Origin of the sequence: Microbulbifer sp. YPW1 (assembly GCF_013367775.1) — a bacterium.
Taxonomy (GTDB): domain Bacteria; phylum Pseudomonadota; class Gammaproteobacteria; order Pseudomonadales; family Cellvibrionaceae; genus Microbulbifer.
Genome location: NZ_CP055157.1, coordinates 1,496,750 through 1,516,029, shown reverse-complemented (window position 1 = coordinate 1,516,029; position 19,280 = coordinate 1,496,750). Strand labels below are relative to the sequence as shown.

General features: G+C 60.1%; 17 protein-coding genes. 15 read left to right on the top strand and 2 right to left on the bottom strand.

Annotated elements, in window-relative coordinates; translation table 11 throughout:
• Positions 1–288: 288 nt before the first annotated feature.
• The 11 genes from HUW35_RS06415 (at position 289) to HUW35_RS06365 (ending at position 10,057) form a co-directional block, all read left to right on the top strand.
• Positions 289–1,356: a LysM peptidoglycan-binding domain-containing protein gene (locus HUW35_RS06415; RefSeq protein WP_181254774.1), complete on the top strand. Its 1,068-nt coding sequence runs from the start codon at positions 289–291 to the stop codon at positions 1,354–1,356.
• Positions 1,357–1,489: 133 nt separating this feature from the next.
• Positions 1,490–2,650 carry a DNA-processing protein DprA gene (gene dprA, locus HUW35_RS06410; RefSeq protein ID WP_181254773.1) on the top strand — a complete coding sequence of 387 codons (1,161 nt, stop codon included), beginning with the start codon at positions 1,490–1,492 and terminating at the stop codon, positions 2,648–2,650.
• 116 nt (positions 2,651–2,766) lie between these two features.
• Positions 2,767–3,960, top strand: a complete 1,194-nt coding sequence (locus tag HUW35_RS06405; RefSeq protein ID WP_181254772.1) for a sorbosone dehydrogenase family protein — start codon at positions 2,767–2,769, stop codon at positions 3,958–3,960.
• A 165-nt stretch (positions 3,961–4,125) separates the two neighbouring features.
• Entirely contained in the window at positions 4,126–4,713 is a 588-nt protein-coding gene (locus HUW35_RS06400) for an L-threonylcarbamoyladenylate synthase (RefSeq protein ID WP_255463519.1), read from the top strand.
• Between the two features lie 58 nt (positions 4,714–4,771).
• Entirely contained in the window at positions 4,772–5,677 is a 906-nt protein-coding gene (gene hemF / locus HUW35_RS06395; RefSeq protein WP_181254771.1) for an oxygen-dependent coproporphyrinogen oxidase, read from the top strand.
• An 80-nt stretch (positions 5,678–5,757) separates the two neighbouring features.
• On the top strand, positions 5,758–6,189 hold the full coding sequence (locus HUW35_RS06390) for a hypothetical protein (protein WP_181254770.1): 432 nt from the start codon (positions 5,758–5,760) through the stop codon (positions 6,187–6,189).
• 39 nt (positions 6,190–6,228) lie between these two features.
• Positions 6,229–7,050 carry a shikimate dehydrogenase gene (aroE, locus tag HUW35_RS06385; protein WP_181255591.1) on the top strand — a complete coding sequence of 274 codons (822 nt, stop codon included), beginning with the start codon at positions 6,229–6,231 and terminating at the stop codon, positions 7,048–7,050.
• Positions 7,051–7,361: 311 nt separating this feature from the next.
• Complete coding sequence (gene purE / locus HUW35_RS06380) at positions 7,362–7,853, top strand: 5-(carboxyamino)imidazole ribonucleotide mutase (RefSeq protein ID WP_181254769.1); 492 nt, start codon at positions 7,362–7,364, stop codon at positions 7,851–7,853.
• 53 nt (positions 7,854–7,906) lie between these two features.
• Positions 7,907–9,022, top strand: a complete 1,116-nt coding sequence (locus HUW35_RS06375; protein WP_181254768.1) for a 5-(carboxyamino)imidazole ribonucleotide synthase — start codon at positions 7,907–7,909, stop codon at positions 9,020–9,022.
• A 212-nt stretch (positions 9,023–9,234) separates the two neighbouring features.
• Positions 9,235–9,636, top strand: coding sequence for a hypothetical protein (locus tag HUW35_RS06370; RefSeq protein ID WP_181254767.1), 402 nt, complete (start codon positions 9,235–9,237; stop codon positions 9,634–9,636).
• Between the two features lie 31 nt (positions 9,637–9,667).
• Positions 9,668–10,057, top strand: coding sequence for a cytochrome c (locus HUW35_RS06365; RefSeq protein WP_181254766.1), 390 nt, complete (start codon positions 9,668–9,670; stop codon positions 10,055–10,057).
• 91 nt (positions 10,058–10,148) lie between these two features.
• On the opposite strand, the gene HUW35_RS06360 is transcribed toward HUW35_RS06365, so the two are convergent.
• Both HUW35_RS06360 and HUW35_RS06355 read right to left on the bottom strand, forming a co-directional pair.
• Positions 10,149–11,060, bottom strand: coding sequence for a dimethylarginine dimethylaminohydrolase family protein (locus HUW35_RS06360; RefSeq protein WP_181254765.1), 912 nt, complete (start codon positions 11,058–11,060; stop codon positions 10,149–10,151).
• Between the two features lie 189 nt (positions 11,061–11,249).
• Entirely contained in the window at positions 11,250–12,509 is a 1,260-nt protein-coding gene (locus HUW35_RS06355) for a Zn-dependent hydrolase (RefSeq protein WP_181254764.1), read from the bottom strand.
• Positions 12,510–12,642: 133 nt separating this feature from the next.
• Between HUW35_RS06355 and HUW35_RS06350 the strand changes: the two genes are divergently transcribed.
• The 4 genes from HUW35_RS06350 (at position 12,643) to HUW35_RS06335 (ending at position 19,245) form a co-directional block, all read left to right on the top strand.
• Positions 12,643–13,620 carry a LysR substrate-binding domain-containing protein gene (locus HUW35_RS06350; RefSeq protein ID WP_181254763.1) on the top strand — a complete coding sequence of 326 codons (978 nt, stop codon included), beginning with the start codon at positions 12,643–12,645 and terminating at the stop codon, positions 13,618–13,620.
• A gap of 206 nt (positions 13,621–13,826) precedes the next feature.
• Positions 13,827–15,254 carry an aldehyde dehydrogenase family protein gene (locus HUW35_RS06345; protein ID WP_181254762.1) on the top strand — a complete coding sequence of 476 codons (1,428 nt, stop codon included), beginning with the start codon at positions 13,827–13,829 and terminating at the stop codon, positions 15,252–15,254.
• Positions 15,255–15,324: 70 nt separating this feature from the next.
• Positions 15,325–16,728, top strand: coding sequence for an APC family permease (locus HUW35_RS06340; protein WP_255463517.1), 1,404 nt, complete (start codon positions 15,325–15,327; stop codon positions 16,726–16,728).
• A 189-nt stretch (positions 16,729–16,917) separates the two neighbouring features.
• Complete coding sequence (locus tag HUW35_RS06335; protein ID WP_181254761.1) at positions 16,918–19,245, top strand: TonB-dependent receptor; 2,328 nt, start codon at positions 16,918–16,920, stop codon at positions 19,243–19,245.
• Positions 19,246–19,280 lie beyond the last annotated feature (35 nt).

The following is a 19,280-nucleotide window of genomic DNA, read 5'->3' as shown; positions in this document are numbered from 1 at the left end:
ACCTGTGACAAACTTCTAGTCTTAGTGGAACTTGCGCTGATAACATAATGATCGCGCTTGAAATTTGCTGAATTGGGGGGCTGTTTCCGCGTGCTGATGAATCAGCGATACCGCGGGCAGGAACTCGCCAGATGGCGTCCTATTTGCTCCTCCACCCCGGCGACGTCAGCCGCCACCGGTCCAGCGCTGTGAGATTATAGCGATATAAGCCCTCAGTGATAGCCGTATAAAGATTCAGCAGACACTATGGCCCCCAGCGTTTGCGATAAAAAGCATAGGAATGCTTCCATGAAAAAAATAATTCTGGCCGCTGCCGCCACACTGCTGGCGACCTTTGGTCTGCAGGCGCAAGATGTGCGCCTCAATCCCGACCACCCAGACACCTATGTGGTGCAGAAGGGCGATACCCTCTGGGATATCTCCGGGACCTTCCTCTCCCAGCCCTGGTACTGGCCGGAAATCTGGCAGGTGAACCCCCAGGTTGAGAACCCCCACCTAATTTATCCCGGCGACCGCCTGAACCTCGTGTATATCGACGGTGAACCCCGGCTCGAGCTCGAGCGTGCGCCCACCGCCTACAAACTGAGCCCTGCCAGCAATAACCGCCTGGGCCCGGCGGTGCGTCGCGAACCCATCGACAGCGCCATTCCGGCCATTCCGCTGGACGCCATCAACGCCTTCCTGTCCCGCACCCGCATCGTTGGACCCAACGCCTTCAAGGGTGTGCCCTACGTTATTTCCGGGCAGGATCAGCGGATCCTGATGGGTGCCGGTGAGAAAATTTACGCCCGCGGCGACTTCCGCGAGCCCCTGGCTTCCTACGGCATCTATCGCCCGGGCCCGGTTTACGCCGATCCCTTTACCGGTGAAGAGCTCGGCCAGCAGGCCCTCGACGTAGGCTCTGTAGATCTGCGTCAGCTGGATGAGGACAACGCCAACAGCGAGTACGCCGTGGCCACCCTCGACGTTACCCGTACCAGCCGCGATATCCGCCTGCAGGACCGCCTGTTGCCGGTTGAGGAGCGCGCCATTGCCGCCCTGTTCCAGCCCGGTGCTCCGTCTGTCCCGGTAGACGGCATCATCCTCGGGGTGGAAGAAGGTGTGACCCAGGTTGCCAAATACGACGTGGTTGCGATCAACCGCGGCCTGCGCGAAGGCCTTGAACCGGGCCATGTACTGGCCATCTACAAGCGCGGCGCCACCGTGCGCGACCAGCTGGCCCGCGAGAGCGTCAAGCTGCCGGACGAGCGCGCCGGCGTACTGATGGTGTTCCGCAGCTTTGAGAAAATGAGCCTCGGCCTGGTACTGGAAGCGGACAAGCCGCTGGCAGTCATGGACCTGGTGCGCAACCCGTAACGCGTGTTTCGGGGTCTACCCGTTAACAGGTGCCTTCCAAAAATCGGATTTTCATACGAGAGCAGGGAGGCACCGCGTACAGAGCCGACGCTGCTCTCGTACAAAAAAGATAATTTTTAGAGGTACAAGACGCATGGATGCGTTGACGGCTTCCCTTATTCTTCAGCGTCTCGAGGGCGTAGGCCCCGGGATCTACTGGCAGCTGGTTGAGCGTTTTGGCTCTGCCACCGCTGCCCTCCAGCAGCCCCCGCAAGACTTTCCCCGCAAACTTCCGGATCGCGCCCGCACCCAGCTCGCGGAACTGCAGCGCCTTGAGCTCGACAGCGAGCTGGGTCAATGGGCTCTGAGAGAGCGCCAGCGCTGTGCGGAAGAGTGCATTTATCTGCTGCACTTTGACGACGAACACTATCCATCGTTGCTCAAGGAAATTCCGCGGCCGCCACCGGTGCTCTATGTCACCGGCAACCTCGACGCCCTGTCACTGCCGCAGGTGGCGATTGTCGGCGCGCGGCGCGCAACCCGCGCCGGTCTCGACAACGCCCAGGCCTTCGCCACCGATCTTGCCAGTGCCGGTTTCGCCATTACCTCAGGCCTGGCGCTGGGCGTGGATGCCGCCGCTCACCGGGGGGCGCTGAAGGGCGGCGGCAAAACGGTCGCGGTTATGGGTACCGGAGTAAACCGCGTCTATCCGCGCCGCAATGCGGTACTGGCTGAACAGATCCTTGCCGCAGACGGCACTATCGTCAGTGAGGTGCCGCTGGACGGTGCGCCGGATGCGAGCCATTTTCCCCGGCGGAATCGCATTATTTCCGGCCTAAGCCTCGGGACCCTGCTGGTGGAGGCGGCGGTGCGATCCGGCTCCCTGATCACCGCACGCCTGGCGCTGGAGCAAAATCGCGAGGTATTTGCGATTCCCGGCTCCATCCACAACCCGATGGCACGGGGTTGTCACCATATGATCAAACACGGCGCCCATCTTGTGGAAACCAGTGCCGATATCGTGCAGCACCTCGGCGGTCTGCTTTCCGGAATGGCGCAACAGCCGGGGCTGTTCGATGCAGTGTCGGCGAACGCCGGAGTGGAACTGCCCCCGGATCAGAGTGCCATTATTCGTGCCCTCGGCGGCGACCCGCGCAGTATCGAGCAGCTGGTGCGGGATACCGGCGGTGACACCGGAGACCTGATGGCCAACCTTTTACATCTGGAACTGGAGGGGCTGGTGGAACAGTTGCCCGGTGGCTACCAACTCACCGGCGGTGGCGCGCAGACCCTGAGTGCGCTGGTTGAGGGTTAAAGACTCGCCATTAAAGACTCTGGCCGAATGCCACAAAAGCCGATAGGGTCACGCCTGACACCTGCGCGTTGCGGAAAAGCGGCGCCGCCGAGAAAAAACACAGGAGTGACCAGTTGATGGGTCTGTTCAAGCGATTCTCTTCACACCTTTGCGCACGCCTTGCACACAATCCTTCCTTTTTCCGTACCGCCTCCCGTCAGTTTGCCGCGTGTACCGGCAGCCTGCTGATTGCAGTGGGCGCGGGAGCCGCACAGGCGGAAGAGGGCGGTATCCAGCTGGAAAAGCTGAATCTGCCCGAAGGCTTCAAGATCGAGGTCTACGCCGATGATGTGCCCAATGCCCGACATATGGTGCGCGGCGACAAGGGCACCCTGTTTGTGGGCTCCATGCGCGAGGGCAAGGTTTACGCCATCACCGATGAAAACGGTGATAACAAGGCGGATGCTGCCAAGGTTGTAGCCGAAGGGATTACCTCGCCGACCGGCGTCGCCTTCCGCGATGGCGATCTCTACATCTCCGCGGTCAGCAAGATACTGCGCCTGGACGACATCGAGTCACGCCTCGACAATCCCCCCAAACCGATCGTGATTACCGATCAGTTTCCCACCGAGCGCCACCACGGCTGGAAGTACATCGCCTTTGGTCCGGACGGCTGGCTGTACGTGCCGGTGGGCGCGCCGTGCAACATCTGTGACGAAAAAGGCTTCGCCAATATCCAGCGCCTGAAAATCGAGGGCGACAAGGTGGTGAAAACCGAAACCTGGGCTGAAGGGGTACGCAATACCGTTGGCTTTACCTGGCACCCGGAGACCGAGGCCCTGTGGTTTACCGACAACGGGCGCGACATGCTGGGGGATGATATCCCGCCGTGCGAGCTAAACACCGCGCCGGAAGCCGGCATGCACTTCGGCTACCCCTACTGTCACGGTGACGATGTGCTGGACCCCGAGTTTGGCGAGGGCAAACAGTGCAGCGCCTATGTGCCGCCAGTGCAAGAACTCGGCCCCCATGTGGCGCCACTGGGCGTTAAGTTCTACACCGGCGACCAGTTCCCGGCGGAGTACAAAAACCAGGTGCTGATTGCCGAGCACGGCTCCTGGAACCGCAGCAAGAAGATTGGTTATCGGGTAACCATGGTGACCCTGGATGACAACGGCAAGGCGACGTCTTACAAGCCGTTTATCGATGGCTGGTTGCAGGGCGAACAGAATTGGGGGCGTCCGGTGGACGTGCTGGTGATGCCGGACGGCGCGCTGTTGATTTCCGATGACCAGGCGGGCGCGGTTTACCGGGTTTCCTACAGTAAGTAGTAGTGCCGGCGGAATAAGCGTGATGGCCGACCCCTTTCCAGTGGTCGGCGAAATCTTGTTCCGCCGCTATCGTTCCGCTAAATTGCCGCGCATCCCGAGCTGGCCCCCCTAACCGGCAAGGCGGCTGGGTGCGGAACCCGTTTACGAGCAGAAAGAGTCAAATCCTTGCCAGACACTAACAGTTTGTCCACACCCTTTGGTGCCCTCACCATCGCCAGCGCCGTACGCGCGCTTGCCGCCGGCGGGGTGATCGCCCATCCCACCGAGTCGGTGTGGGGCCTCGCCTGTGATCCGAACAATCCCGATGCCGTTGCCCGCCTGGTGCAGCTGAAAAACCGACCGTTGGAAAAGGGACTGATCCTGGTTTCCGGGAATGCCGATGATTTCAGCGGCCTGCTGCACAACCTCAACGGCGATCAGCGCGCGAGAATCGACGCGACCTGGCCGGGGCCGGTCACCTGGCTGGTGCCGCACTTCGATCAGGTGGCACCTTGGATTTCCGGCATTCATCACAGTGTCGCGTTGCGCCATACCAGCCATCCCTTTACCGCGGCATTAACGCGCGCTTACGGCGGTGCTATCGTATCCACCTCCGCGAATCCCACCGGTTGCCAGCCCGCGCGACACAAATTCCAGGTGCTGCGCTATTTTGGCGACCAGCTGGACTTTGTCGGCGGTGGCAATACCGGTGGGCGCAAAGCACCCAGCGAAATCCGCGACGCAGCGAGTGGCCGCATCGTACGCGCCGGCTGAACCAGACCCGCATTTGCTCCGTGCAGCGGAGCCTCCCTGAACCGATCGTGAGCATTCCATGAGCGAAGTAAATATCCAGGCTGTTAAAGACTATCTGCTGAAGCTGCAGGACCGCATTTGTGCGGAACTGACGGCGATTGACGGCACCGAGTTTTTTGAGGATGCGTGGGAGCGCGAGGGCGGTGGTGGCGGTCGAACCCGGGTGCTGGAAAACGGCAATGTAATCGAGAAGGGTGGGGTAAATTTCTCTCACGTGTACGGTGACAAGCTGCCGCCGTCTGCCACCGCGGCGCGCCCGGAGCTCGCCGGACGTTCGTTTGAGGCCATGGGTGTGAGTCTGGTAATTCACCCAAAAAACCCCTATGCGCCGACCAGCCATGCGAATGTGCGGTTGTTTGTCGCGCAGAAGGAGGGTGCAGAGCCGGTGTGGTGGTTTGGTGGCGGCTACGACCTGACACCCTACTATGGTTTTGAGGAAGATGTGGTGCACTGGCACCAGACGGCAAAAGACGCCTGCGCACCATTCGGCGAAGATATCTATCCGCGTTTCAAGAAGTGGTGCGATGAATATTTTTACCTGAAACACCGGGATGAGGCGCGCGGTGTGGGCGGCCTGTTCTTTGATGATTTCAACGAGGGTGGGTTCGACAACGCGTTTGGTTTTATGCAGGCGGTAGGCGATTCGTACCTGGATGCGTATTTACCGATCCTGAAAAAACGCAAGGATACGGAATACGGCGAGCGCGAGCGGGATTTCCAGCTGTATCGCCGCGGTCGCTATGTGGAATTCAACCTGGTGTTCGACCGCGGTACGCTGTTCGGTTTACAGAGTGGCGGACGCACGGAATCCATTCTGATGTCGCTGCCATCTGAGGTACGCTGGAAGTACGATTGGCACCCGCAGCCGGGTACACCCGAAGCCAAGCTTTATACGGATTTTCTGCCGCATCGGGAGTGGATTTAATTCTGTTGCGGTAGGAGTTCCTATTCACTAGGTCCCTCCTAATTTTTTGACGTGAAAAATCCGTTTAAAAGGAAGTCGCCATGCACAAGGCCCGACTGGAAGAGATCAGCAAGTTATTTCTCGAATACCGTCGCCTGTTCGAAGCCCGCGATGCCGAGCAGATCGCCGATTTCTATCGCTTCCCCATTCACTACTATTTTTCCAACGGAAAGAAATCTGAACTGAGCCGCGAATACTTTATCGGACGGGTGGAAAAATTACTCAAGCTGTATGAAAAGCTCGGCGTGAATCAGATTGTCGGCGCGGTGACCGATGTGATCGAGCTGAATGAAAATGCCAGCCTCGCCACGCTCAACTGGGTGCTGCTGGATACCTCGCAGGAAAAACCCCGGCAGGTATACAGTGCGATCACCCGCTATATGGTTTGTGACTATAACGGCGAACTGAAAATAGATGGCTTGATCGGGGTGGATGAAACACAACAACTGAAGCAAGCCCTGAGCGCAGCCTGATTCCTGCGCGAAAACACGTTGAAAAGAGCCGAAGTAAAAATGGACAAGTACGCGGTCATCGGAAACCCCATCAACCAATCCATGTCTCCGGATATTCACAGTGCCTTCGCACAACAGACCGGTCAGGATATCGAATACGGAAAACTGTTTGCGGAAGTGGATGGTTTCAAGGAAGTGGTGGATCAATTCTTTGCCGAGGGCGGCAAGGGGCTGAACGTCACGGCACCGTTCAAGCTGGATGCGTTTGACTACGCCGACCAACTCACCGAGCGCGCTCGCACCGCGGGTGCGGTGAATACCCTCGCGTTGCAGGGGGATGGCTCCCTGCTCGGGGACAATACCGACGGTGCAGGTCTGGTAGCCGATATCACCCATCACCTGGGCTGGGCGATCGCCGGCAAGAAGGTACTTATTCTCGGTGCCGGTGGCGCCACCCGCGGCACCCTGTTGCCATTGCTGAAACAGGGGCCGGGCCGGCTGCACATTGCCAATCGCACCGCGCGCAAGGCGGAGCAGCTGGCGGAAGACTTTTCCGGGTACGGCACTATCGGAGCCAGCGGTCTCGATGCGGTGCCTGAAGAGTTCGACCTGATCATCAACGCCAGCGCGGCGAGCCTTTCCGGTGAGCTGCCCCCCCTGTCTCCGCGGGCACTGGCGGATGGCTGCTGTGCTTACGATATGGTGTACGGTGCCCAGCCGACGCCGTTTATGCACTGGGCCACCGGCCTCGGCGCGAAGGTATCCGATGGCCTGGGCATGCTGGTAGGGCAGGCGGCAGAGTCCTTTACCCTGTGGCGCGGTGTACGACCCGAGGTGGCACCCGTGCTAGCCATGCTGCGCGAACGCCTGCGAGACAAATAACGCGTCTCCCGACACGGCAGCTTGTGAACAAACGCTGCCTTCCGGTCTCCATTTCTTCTCCTGCAGAACCAAGCAGTCACGTCAAAGTGCCGCAGAAGCCGCGGCACACTATCGTTTTAGAGCTGATATTTGGCGGAAATCCACGTGCGGCGTGCTTTCTCGCTGAGTTTTGGTATCCTCACGCCCCTTGATTTTGGGGCGGCCGGCGGCACCACACAGGACTCTTACCTGACGTCTGGCTTTCCCGGTAATTTGGCGGTGGCGATACCTGTCTGAATCAGGCGCTCGTGCAACACTGGAGTTATCCCTAAGTGAAACAGCTTCCCTTCGAAAAAGTCACCATTGTAATGGGGTCACAGTCCGACTGGCCGACCATGGAAATGGCGACCAAGCCGCTTACCGAGCTTCAGGTTCCGTTTGCGACCGCTGTGGTATCTGCTCACCGCACGCCCCAGCGCATGGTTGAGTTCGCTTCCACTGCCCACGAGCGCGGCACTCAGGTGATCATTGCCGGTGCCGGTGGCTCCGCGCACCTGCCGGGTATGATTGCGGCAATGACCCCGCTGCCGGTGATCGGCGTGCCGGTGGCGAGCAAGTTCATGACCGGTATGGACAGCCTGCTGTCCATCGTACAGATGCCCAAGGGCGTTGCGGTGGCCACCCAGGCAGTGGGCGCTTCCGGCGCGTACAATGCCGGCCTGATGGCGGCACAGATGCTGTCCCTGACCGACCCGGAATTGCAGAAGCGCCTGATCGCCTGGCGCGAAAACCAGAGCGCCAGTGTCCCGTTTGAGGTCGAGTAAGGCGACCCTGAATGCGGCTCAGTGAAGCCCGATATGATTGAGGATTATTCGAAATGACAGTCAGACGCGTAGGTATTGTCGGCTGTGGCCAGCTGGCCCAGATGATGGCCCAGGAAGCTCGCCCGCTGGGAATCGAATTCAGCTTTCTCGCCGAGGGTGACGAGAACACCACCTGTGTGGAGGGGCTCGGCACCATCGTGCATGCTCATGATGGCGATGACATCGCGGCGCTTTACGAAGCCATGGGTAGCCCCGAGGTGATCACTGCCGAGCGCGAGGGCGTCTCTGTTGAACTGCTGCGCGCACTGGAAAAGTGTTGCCCGGTATACCCGCGCCCGGATGCGTTTGAAAAAACCCAGCATCGCCTGCGTGAAAAAACCGCAATCACCGCCGCCGGGCTACCGGTTGCACCCTTCCTGCCCGCGAACAATTACGATGAGATCTGTGCAGCGGTCAAACAGCTGGGTTACCCGTCGTTTATCAAGAGCTGTGAAAACGGCTACGACGGCAAGAACCAGTGGCGGGTGAATAGCGATGAAGATCTCGCGGCCATCGCCGATGCTGTGCCAGAGTCTGAATACGTGGTGGAGAAGGGTATCAACTTCTCCCGCGAGGTCTCCCTGATCGGCGCGCGCACCGCGGACGGCAAGGTGGTGACCTACCCGCTGGCAGAGAACGACCACTACAACGGCACCCTGCTGGTTTCCACCGCACCGGCGCCACATGTAGATGAGAGGCTGCAGGCCACTGCAGAGGAATATCTCTCCACCCTGATGAACGCCTGGGATTACGTGGGCGTACTGGCGATGGAGTGCTTCGTCACCGACGACGGCCTGCTGATCAACGAGCTGGCGCCGCGAGTGCACAACAGCGGTCACTGGACGTTAGCGGGCGCCAAAACCAGCCAGTTTGCCAACCACGTGCGCGCGATCCTCGGCATGGAATTGGGTGATACCCACGCGGCGCGCCCGGCGGTGATGATCAATATGCTGGGCGTGGACAAAAAGCCGACGCTGGCCAATGACGGTGTGTGGCTGTACGGCAAAAGCCTGCGTCCGGGCCGCAAGATGGGCCATGTGATCCTGCTGGATGACACTCAGGAGGCCCTGGCTGAACATATCGATGCGATGCTCGAGGAGTTGTACGGCGAAACCAGACGCCCAGCCTGAACCTGACTTTTCTGTTTTTGAACGCATTGCTCCGCGCTTCTCCTTGCCGATCGGGGCAATGCGTTTTTTATTTTCCCTTCCTTTTCCCATCCGTTTCCAATACCAAAAATGAACACCGGTTTGCGCTTCGGTGGTGCGGATCTGGCATACTCGTCCACAAACGTTCCCGACGCGACTAGCGTTTTCGCGGACACCACTTGTGGAGGTAGTAAGTGCGAGAATTTCTGAGAAACCTGTCCTTCTGTTTTACCGCCGGCTGCTTTGCCGGGCTGGCCTATGCCATCGGCTTGTGGGCCATGGGGCACTATGGGTTCTCTCGTTTTCTGCACGTGGATATCGCGCCGTATCTCTCCAATGCCTACATTTACCAGCGGGTGGTGTGGGGCGGCGTCTGCGGCTTGATCTTTATGCTGCCGTGGCAGAAAAGCTGGGTTACCCGCGGTTTTCTGCTATCGCTGATTCCCGCTGGTATCTTGTTGCTGGTTTTGTTGCCGATGCGCGGTTATGGCGTGGGCGCACTGGCACTGGGTACCCTGACACCGCTGGTGATTGTTCTAGCCTGTGCGGCCGGTGGTATTGCCGGTTCCGGTTTGTTACGGGCGCAGGGAAAATAAAAAAGCTGTTATCTGCCACAGGATACATTGCATGAAATTCAGAGTATTGACCGCTCTTTTACTCGCTGCATTTTCACTTGAAAGTGCTGCCTCAGAGCAAGAGACCCGTGACCTGGTTGGGTTTGGTGCGCTTACCTTTGCCGACAACTGCAAGAAGTGTCACCAGATCGATGGCTACGGTGAGGAGGCGTTGTACCCCTCTCTGCGCGATCCCGCGTTGCTAGCGAATAAAAAGCTGCTGGTCGAGACGCTGCTGCACGGGCGCTCAGCACCGCGTCGCAATGGCGGTGAAGAGGAGCTGATGCCGGCGCTGGAATTTCTGACTGACCGCGAGATTTCGGCGATCATCGCGTTTATTAGCAATACGTGGGGCGATGAGGTGGTGCTGGTGAGTGAAGAGGAAATCAAGGCGGCGCGCTGAATCGGCTGCGCGAAATTGCGAGGAACGGTACCGTCCTCTGCAATAAAAAAAGGTCGGCCCTGGGCCGACCTTTTTTTATTTGCGGTGTGACTTATGCGGGCTTTCTTGCCAGCGGCTGGCACATGCAGTGCACACCGCCACCGCCGGCGGTGATCATGGAGATATCCGGATCGATCACTTCGAGGCCGCGCGCGCGACATTTTTCCTTCAGCTCGGTGTTATCTGACGGCAGCATCACGCGGTCGTTACCCAGCGCCACCACGTTCACGCCCAGCTCCATGACCTGCGGGTAGGAGATATCAATGATGTCGAAGTTGCGGGATTTGAACCACTGCACCAGTTCCGGTTCCACCGCGTCCACGCACACGGCGACGAGTTTTTCCGCCAGTGCCGCTACCAGCACGTCGATGTGCAGGAAGTAGGGGTCGAACTCGTAACCTTTCACTTCCCAGCCTTCTTTTTCGATCCAGCTCTTCATTTGATTGAAGCCTTGCGGTGAGGTGCGCTCACCGGAGTAGCCGCACAGGATGACCCCCGGCTCAAGCACCATGAAGTCGCCGCCTTCCAGGCTGCCGGCGGTGATAATGTCGTAAATGGGGATGTCGAGTTTCTGGTAGGTCTTTACGACGTCCACCCATTCGCCGCGGCGCCAGGGGGAGTACATCTGGGTAACAATCGGGCCCCAGGGGGTCATGACGCTGCTGTCGCGGGCGTAGAGCTGATAGGGGAGGTTGCTATCGGCGGGCAACAGGTGGGTGGTGACGCCGGCGTGTTTGTAGGCGTCGAGCATTTCCTGGTGCTGGCGTTTGGCGACGGCGGCATCGAACTGGCGGCCGAGGCGGATGGAGCGACGGCTGGCGGCGTTGCCGGTCTGCCAGGTGTAGTTGTCAATCGGGCCGACGAGCAGGTCGGTGAGCACGCCGTATTCGGAGTCGATGCCCCAGTTGTCGAGGCGCGCGGTATTGCCGTTGTCGTTGCGGTGTTTGTAGGTAAATTCAGTCATCGTCTTTCTCGAATTTTTTCGGAGTCCGTGGTACCGCTCGCGCGGTTCCGTGGCGCCGCCGCTACCGGTGAACCTTCGCGAGACACGCCGTGTACCCATCCCTGGGGGCTCTGCGAAAACATCCCTGTTTTCGAAGGTCTCGCGAAGGTTCACCGGCATCGGCGGCTTCGCATTAAGTGTTGAGCCTTGTTAGCTCGTCTTTGCCATTTTTAGCATCGCGTGCAGCAGTACGTTTGCACCGGCCTCCAGATCCTCTGGCTCCGCGTTTTCCGCTTCGTTGTGGCTCAGGCCTTTTTCACAGGGCACAAAGATCATGCTGGTGGGTGCGACGCGGGAGATGTACACGGAGTCGTGTCCGGCACCGGAGACCATTTCCTTGTTGCTGTAACCCAGCTCGGCGACGGCGCTGCGCACGGCTTCCACGCAGCTTTGATCGAAGGCGACGGCGGGGGAGCGCCATTCGTCGCGGATCTGGTGTTCGAGGCCGGTTTCATCCGCGACACGGGCGGCGATTTCGCGGAAGCGCTGGTCCATGCTGTCGAGAATTTTCTGGTCCGGGTGGCGCAGGTCGACGGCGAGGACGAGTTTTTCCGGCACGGTGTTGCGGCTGCCCGGCTCGACGCGGATGTCGCCGAAGGTAGCGCGGGCCCAGGGGCCGTGTTCGGCGGCGAGTTTGTACAGTTCGTCGAGGATGCGGTGCAGGCCCATAAACGGGTCGCGACGGGTTTCCATGGGGCTGGGGCCGGCGTGGCAGGGCTGGCCGATCAGGGTGAGGTCGTACCAGTACATGCCCTGTACGCCGCTCAGCACACCGATGGTTTTCTCTTCGGCCTCGAGAATGGGACCCTGTTCGATGTGCACTTCGAACGCGGCGGCGAGCGGGCGCGGCTTGGCGGGGGTGTCCCCTTTGTAGCCGATGCGCGCGAGTTCCTCGCCGAAGGTTTTGCCTTCCTTGTCTTCACGGGCGTAGGCATAGTCGAGGTCGAATTCACCCGCCCAGACCCCGGAGCCAATCATGGCGGGGGAGAAACGGGCACCTTCTTCGTTGGTCCACACGGCGACTTCCAGCGGCGCTTCGGTTTCGATATCGGCGTCGTTCAGGCTGCGTACCACCTCGAGTCCCGCGAGCACGCCATAGACGCCGTCGAACTTGCCGCCGGTGGGCTGGGTGTCGAGATGGGAGCCGGTGAGTACCGGTGGCAAGTCCGGGTTTTTACCCGGACGTTGGGCGAAGATGTTGCCCATTTCATCGAAGGTGACGCTGCAACCGGCGTCTTCGCACCACTGTACGAAGAGGTCGCGGCCCTGCTTGTCGAGGTCGGTGAGCGCCTGGCGGTTGCAGCCGCCCTTGTCGGTGGCGCCGATGGCGGCCATCTCCATCAGGGAGTCCCACAGGCGCTGGCCATTGATACGCACTTGAGAGGCGCGGACTTGGCGGGTATCAGTCATGGAATGCATCCGACTTTTATTGTGTGAATGGATGTATAGGGTTTAGCACAAGTCTATGGTTTGATTTTGCGAACACAATTAACATTTAATTGCCGGTTTGGTACCAAAAAGGCACCGCAACGAGGTTCAATCCATGGCCACCGAGCTCCGAAACCTGTCCCTGACTTCCCTGCGCAGCTTTTATGCGGTGGGACGCCACTGCCACCTGCGGCGGGCGGCGGAGGAGCTGCATGTGTCGCACCCGGCGCTCAGTCGCCAGATCCGCGAGCTGGAGGAGCGGTTGGGTACGCCGCTGTTCCTGCGTACCGGCAATCGTCTGTCGCTGACCGCCGCGGGCAAGCGCCTGCACCGCGCGGTGTCCGAAGCCTTCGGCCGCCTGGAGCAGGGGCTGGTTACCCTGGATCCAGGCAACCTGTCCGGGGAGGTGGTGATCGCCACCACCGCCACCATTGCCAGCCGCTGGCTGCTGCGGATTCTGGCGGAGGTACAGCAGCGCTATCCCGAGATCCGCCTGCGGGTAACCACCATCGAGCCCCGCGCGCGGCGCCTCGACGACGAGGCGGATATCGCCATCTGTCTCGGCGAGCCGGAGGCACCGGGACGGCAGGTGACGCCGTTGTATCAGGAGCACTATTTGCCGGTGGCGGGTCCACAGCTGCTGCGCGCGCGGGAGGATCTGAGTCGCGCGTTGCGCCCGGGGGATCTGCTGGCATTGCCGCTGCTGCACGACCGCCAGCAGCAGTGGCCGGGCTGGTTTACCGCCCAGGGTGTGGACTACGCGCCGTCGGTCAATGGCATGTCGGTGGATTATGCCTACCAGGCGATCGAGGCCGCGCGCCTGGGCATGGGCGTGGCACTGGCGGACCGGCTTGAGGTGAGTGAAGACCTGAAGAGCGGTCGCCTGGCCCCGGTGATCGAGCGCTCCTACACCATCGGCCAGTTCCTGTATCTGGTGAATGATCACCGCGGCGCCATCAACCAGCGTACCCGGCTGGTGCTGGAGCGGGTGTTTCGCTGGCTGGAGAGCCGCGGGGCGTCGCTGGCGCCGGAAGCCAAGGCCCTGCAGCAGGGGCTTGCGGCGCCCGCCAGCGGTGCGTCACCGCCCGCGTAACACCTGCACCCTGCCGTATCACCTGTTCAGGTGATTGGGCCCCGCTTGACCTTCCCGCATACTGAATAATCATTCGAAAAAGTCTAACTATTGCGCAGATTGTCCGTTTGATAGACGATGTGCGCCAGTTTCGGTCGATGAAATTGGCGCCAATCGTCGCGAGGGTCGAATCTCGCCGCAAAACTGCAGTAAGCAAGTCGAGTAAGATGCAAAACCATAACAAGATCTATATCGATGGCCAGTGGACCGCGTCCACCTCCGGCGAATGGCTGGAAGCCATCAATCCCGCAACCGAATCCCTGATTACCCGAGTGCCCGCAGGCAGCGTGGCCGATGTGGATCGCGCCGTGCAGGCCGCGGCCCGCGCCTTCGATGCCTGGGCCAACACCCCCGCCAGCGAGCGCCGCGCGTTGCTGTTGCACGCCGCCGACCTGATGGAAGCCCGTCAGGACGAGCTGGTGGCCGCGGTATCCGACAGCCTGGGCTGCCCGCGCCATATCACCGGTTGGCTGCATGTGGAGGGCCCCATCGAGGCCATGCGCCTGTTCGCCGAGCACACCGGAATTACCGAGGAGACCGCCGAGCATGGCCACTCGCTGGTGTGGCGGGAAGCCGCCGGTGTGTGCGGCTTTATCAACCCCTGGAATTACCCCCTGCACCAGTTCGTGGGCAAGGTCGGCGCCGCACTGGCGGCGGGCTGCACCATGGTGGTCAAGCCGTCCGAGCAGACCCCGCTGCAGGACTACCTGATGGCGGAAATTTTCCATGCGGCGGGGCTGCCCGCGGGCGTGTTCAATCTGGTGCCCGGTCGCGGCCCGGTTGTCGGCCAGGCGCTGTGCGAGCACCCGCTGGTGGACATGTTGTCGTTCACCGGCTCCACCCGCGCCGGCATCGAGATCGCCAAGGCCTGTGCGCCCACCGTAAAACGCGTGACCCAGGAGCTGGGCGGCAAGTCCCCGTACATCATTACCGCGGACAGCGACTTCACCACCGCGGTGCGCTACGGGGTGGACGACGTGATGATCAACAGCGGCCAGACCTGCACCGCGCTCACCCGCATGCTGGTACCCCGGAGCCGCTACGACGAGGCCCTGGAAATCATCCGCGCCCGTGTGGCCGAGATCGAAGTGGGCATGGGCGAAAATGCGTTTATGGGCCCGCTGTCTTCACTGCGCCAGTGGCAGCAGGTACAGGACTATATCCAGATCGGTCTCGACGAGGGCGCGACCCTGCTGTGTGGCGGCGCCGGCAAACCGCAAGGGCTGGCGCAAGGCTTTTATGCGCGGCCGACGGTATTTGCTGATGTCACCAATGACATGCGCATTGCCCGCGAGGAAATTTTCGGCCCGGTGCTGTGCGTGATTGCCTACGACGATCTGGACCAGGCGGTGACCATTGCCAACGACACGCCTTACGGCCTGTCGTCCGGTGTCTACGCCAAAGACCACAAGGACGCACTGGCCATTGCGCGACGCATTCGCGCCGGCCTGTGTTTTGTCAACGGTGGTGAGTTCAACTATCAGGCGCCGTTCGGCGGCTACAAACAGAGCGGCAATGGCCGCGAGTTTTCCCACCACGGCGTGGAAGAATTTACCGAAATCAAATCTGCGCAACTGGGTGTGCCCGCGGAGTAATCCGCGGCGCGCCGGCTGATACTGACCGACACAAACGAAATAATAAAATAAGTAACGCGGGAGAATCTCCGTGACAGAAGTAGCCGTCAAAAAGAATCTGGGTAAACGGGACATGATCCTGTTTACCGTGTCCGCCATCCTGTTGGTGGACACCCTTGCCGCCACCGCCGCCATCGGTACCTCGAGTATTTTCTGGTGGATGTTTCTGGGGCTGTTTTTCTTTGTGCCCTTTGCCCTGGTATCCGCCGAACTCGGCTGTGCCTATCCGGAAAAAGGGGGCATCTACGCCTGGGTGCGGGACGCATTTGGCGGCCGCTGGGCGTCGCGTATCAGCTGGAGTTACTGGGTCAATGTGGCGATCTGGATGCCGGCGATTTTCATCCTGTTTGCCGGCGTGGCGAAACAGCTGTTCTGGCCGGGCATGGGGGTCGCGGTGCAGATCGGGCTCGGCATTGTGCTTACCTGGGTGGCGGTGATCGCCAACGTGGTGACACTCAATGTGGGCAAGTGGGTGCCGAACATCGGTGCCATAATCAAGATCGTCATCTTTTTCGTGATCAGCGCTGGCGCAGTGTTTTACGCTGCGGAAAACGGACTCGCCAACCCGATCACTTTCGAGAGTATCAAGCCCAACCTGGGCGACAGCCTGCAGTACATTCCCGCGATCATTTACGGCATGCTCGGCTTCGAGCTGATCAGTGCCAGCAGTGAGGAAATGCGCAATCCGCAGCGCGATGTGCCGCGCTCGATCCTGATTTCCGGTGCGATTATCCTGCTGCTGTATATCCTCGGCACCACTGCCATTCTGGCTGCCATCCCGGCAAAAGATATCGATCTGGTAGAGGGCCTGGTAGATACCCTGGAGCTCTTCTTTGCTTCACTGCCCTTTGGAGAAACCGTGGTGATGCTGCTGGGTGTGGGTGCGCTCTATACATTTTTCTCCAACGGCGTTACCTGGGCCATCGGTGGCAACCGCGCGGCGGCAGAAGCGGCGGAAGAGGGCGAACTGCCGAAAGCGTTTGCGATAAAAAGCCGCAGCCGCAACACCCCGGTGGGCGCCGCGGTACTGATGGGCTTGATGAGCACATTTATCCTGGTGCTGTACGGTTTTCTGGTGGAAACCAACGAGGACCTGTTCTGGTCGCTGTTTGCCTTCAGTGGGGTTATTTTCCTGCTGCCCTATGTGGGTATGTTCCTGGCGTTCCTGAAAATGCGCCGCACCGATGGCGCGCGCGCGCGTCCCTTCCGGGTGCCCGGTGGAGACGGTTTTGCACGGGCGTTGACACTGTTCTGTGTCGCGGTACTGGCCGGCAGCATTTTCCTGTTTATCTACACACCCGGTGAAGGTGTGCAGTGGCCGGTGCTGATCGGTTCCGTCGTCACCCTGTTGCTGGGTGAGCTGGCGATCCTGTGGGCCGAAAAGCAGAACGGTAAGCTGGCAAGCGAAACCTCTGGAGTTCTTACTGCTCTGTAGCCTGTTAAACGCCTAGAAAAATATCGCAAATTTCTGACAAAAACCCGCTACTTGCGGGTTTTTGTGCTTGTTTTTAAAGTTGAATAAAAGCTCGGTTTCCTCACCCGTTGGGGTGATACCTGAATTTTGATTCGGTTTTTATAGTCTCCCTCAACATAAAACAGATAATTGAATCAGAGGGACATCGTCATGGGATTTTCGGGTTACACCAGCCGACGCTTCACCAAGAACACGCTTGCCGTCGCCGTTACCGGCGCGTTCCTGTCCACGATGGGAATATCATCCGGCACCTTCGCCAACCAGATTGAAGAAGTCTCCGTCACCGCGCAGAAGCGTGAGCAGTCGGTGAATGACATCGGCGTATCCGCCAATGCGTTCAGTGGTGAGATGATGCAGAACCTCGGCATCGACAGCGCCGTGGACCTGGGTGCACACACCCCGGGCCTGGTCACCGTGAACAGCACTTCAGGCGGCACCCCAGTGTTCGCCATCCGCGGCATCGGCCTCGACGATTTCAGCCCCAACAACAGCAGCGGTGTAGGTATCTACACCGACGAAGTCTTCGCCAGCAACCCGTCCTTCCTCGGCGGCCAGCTGTTCGATATCGAGCGGGTCGAAGTGTTGAAGGGCCCCCAGGGCACCCTCTACGGCAAGAACACCACCGGTGGTGCGATCAATTTCATCAGCGTAAAACCCACCAGCGAATTTGAAGCCTTTGTGGATGCGGGTATTGGCAACTTCGGCGCACGCGAAATGACGGGCGTGGTCAGTGGTCAGATCAGCGGCGAAGTGCTGGGCCGCCTGAGCCTGAACATGGCCAAGGCGGACGGCTGGCAGGAAGACCCCCAGACCGGTCGCGTGTTCGGCAGCGTGGACCGCTCCGCGGGCCGCGGCCAGGTTTCCTTCCCGTTTGCGGATAACGGCGAGGCGCTGGTCAAGGTGTACTTCAGTCGTGACAAGTCCACTCCGGTTTCACCTCAGGTCAGTGGTCTCGGCGATGCCTTCGGCGATCCCTCGTTCGACGAACTTAACAGCAACGACGATGCCTCTACCGTCAACGTTGGTGACCTGAAGGTGGCCCGCGATGAATCCGGCCACGGCGCGTCCCTGAATCTGAGTTACGGTTTCGAAACCTTTGACTTCATCTCCATCAGTGCGATCGATGCCTACGACCGCGAGGTGGTGGACAACTACGGCGGCTCCTCCGCGGCGATTCTCGACCTGTACCAGGACAACGAAATGAGCCAGTGGTCCCAGGAATTCCGCGTGGTCAGCAATGGTGACGGTGCCACCACCTGGGTCGCCGGGGTGAATATTTCCGAGGACACGGTAAACGTCCGCGATGTGTTCGACGATTCCTTCTTCGTCACCGATTCCGTGGCCAGCACCTTCGTACTCGACCCGGCCGATGTTTCCGCTCAGGGGTGGGACCTGCTTACCGCAGAATATGAGCAGGTCACCAAATCCTGGGGGGCCTACCTGCACACCGAAACCGCGCTGGGCGATTCCTTCAACCTGGTCGCCGGTATCCGCTACAGCGCGGACGACCGCACCTTCGACGGTATCTCCACCAACCACGACGATATCTACTCGTTCAATGACACCATCGCCGAGCTCAACGACAGCAGCAGCGAAAATGCCGTGACCGGCAAGCTGGGTCTCGACTGGCAGCTGCACGACGACCTGCTGCTCTACGCCAACGTATCCAACAGCTACAAGGCCGGCGCCTACTACGGCGCAGCGATTCTCGACGACGCCAGCTGGGCGTACGTGGAGCCGGAAAAAGTTCTGTCTTTTGAAGCGGGCTTCAAGGCCACCCTGTTCGACGCCTCGCTGCAGCTGAACGGTGCCCTGTTCAGTCTCGACTACACCGATCGCCAGTCACTGGTGACCATCATCGTTGACGATTTCAGTAACTACCTGGAATTCCCGGTAGCGGATACCACCCTGGTCAATGTACCGGAATCCAAAACCAACGGTTTCGAACTGGACCTGCACTGGCTGCCCACCGACAACCTGACGGTAATGGCCGGTGTGGCCTTCCTGGATAGCGAAGTCACCAGGGCACCGGGCACCGCCGACATGCGCGGCATCGCCGCGGATCCGTCGGTGAACGACAACGCCGATGGCGTAAACCAGTTGTTTGTGGATGCCCTGGCCGCACCGCTGCCCGCAGGCGCCTCGCTGTCGCAGGCCCCGGAATGGAGTTACAACAGCCTGGTCGCCTACGACCTGCCGCTCGCCGACTACAACCTGCGCCTGCAGACCAGCTACACCTACAGCGATGAGATGACCGCACAGCTGGCGGACGACAACGCTCTGTCCGGACCTGTGCACTCCTGGGACGCGGAAGCCTCGCTGAGCGATGCCGGCGAGCGCTGGGAAGTCAGTGGTTGGATCAAAAACATTGAGGACAGCAGTGCGGAGACCTATGCGTTCTCCAGTTTTGCTGGCCGCTCTTTCTATCGCCAGGCGCCGACCACCTTTGGGGTTTCGGTTCGCTACAACATTTTCTAATTACGCGCCGGCGATAACGCGATGATAAAGAGGTA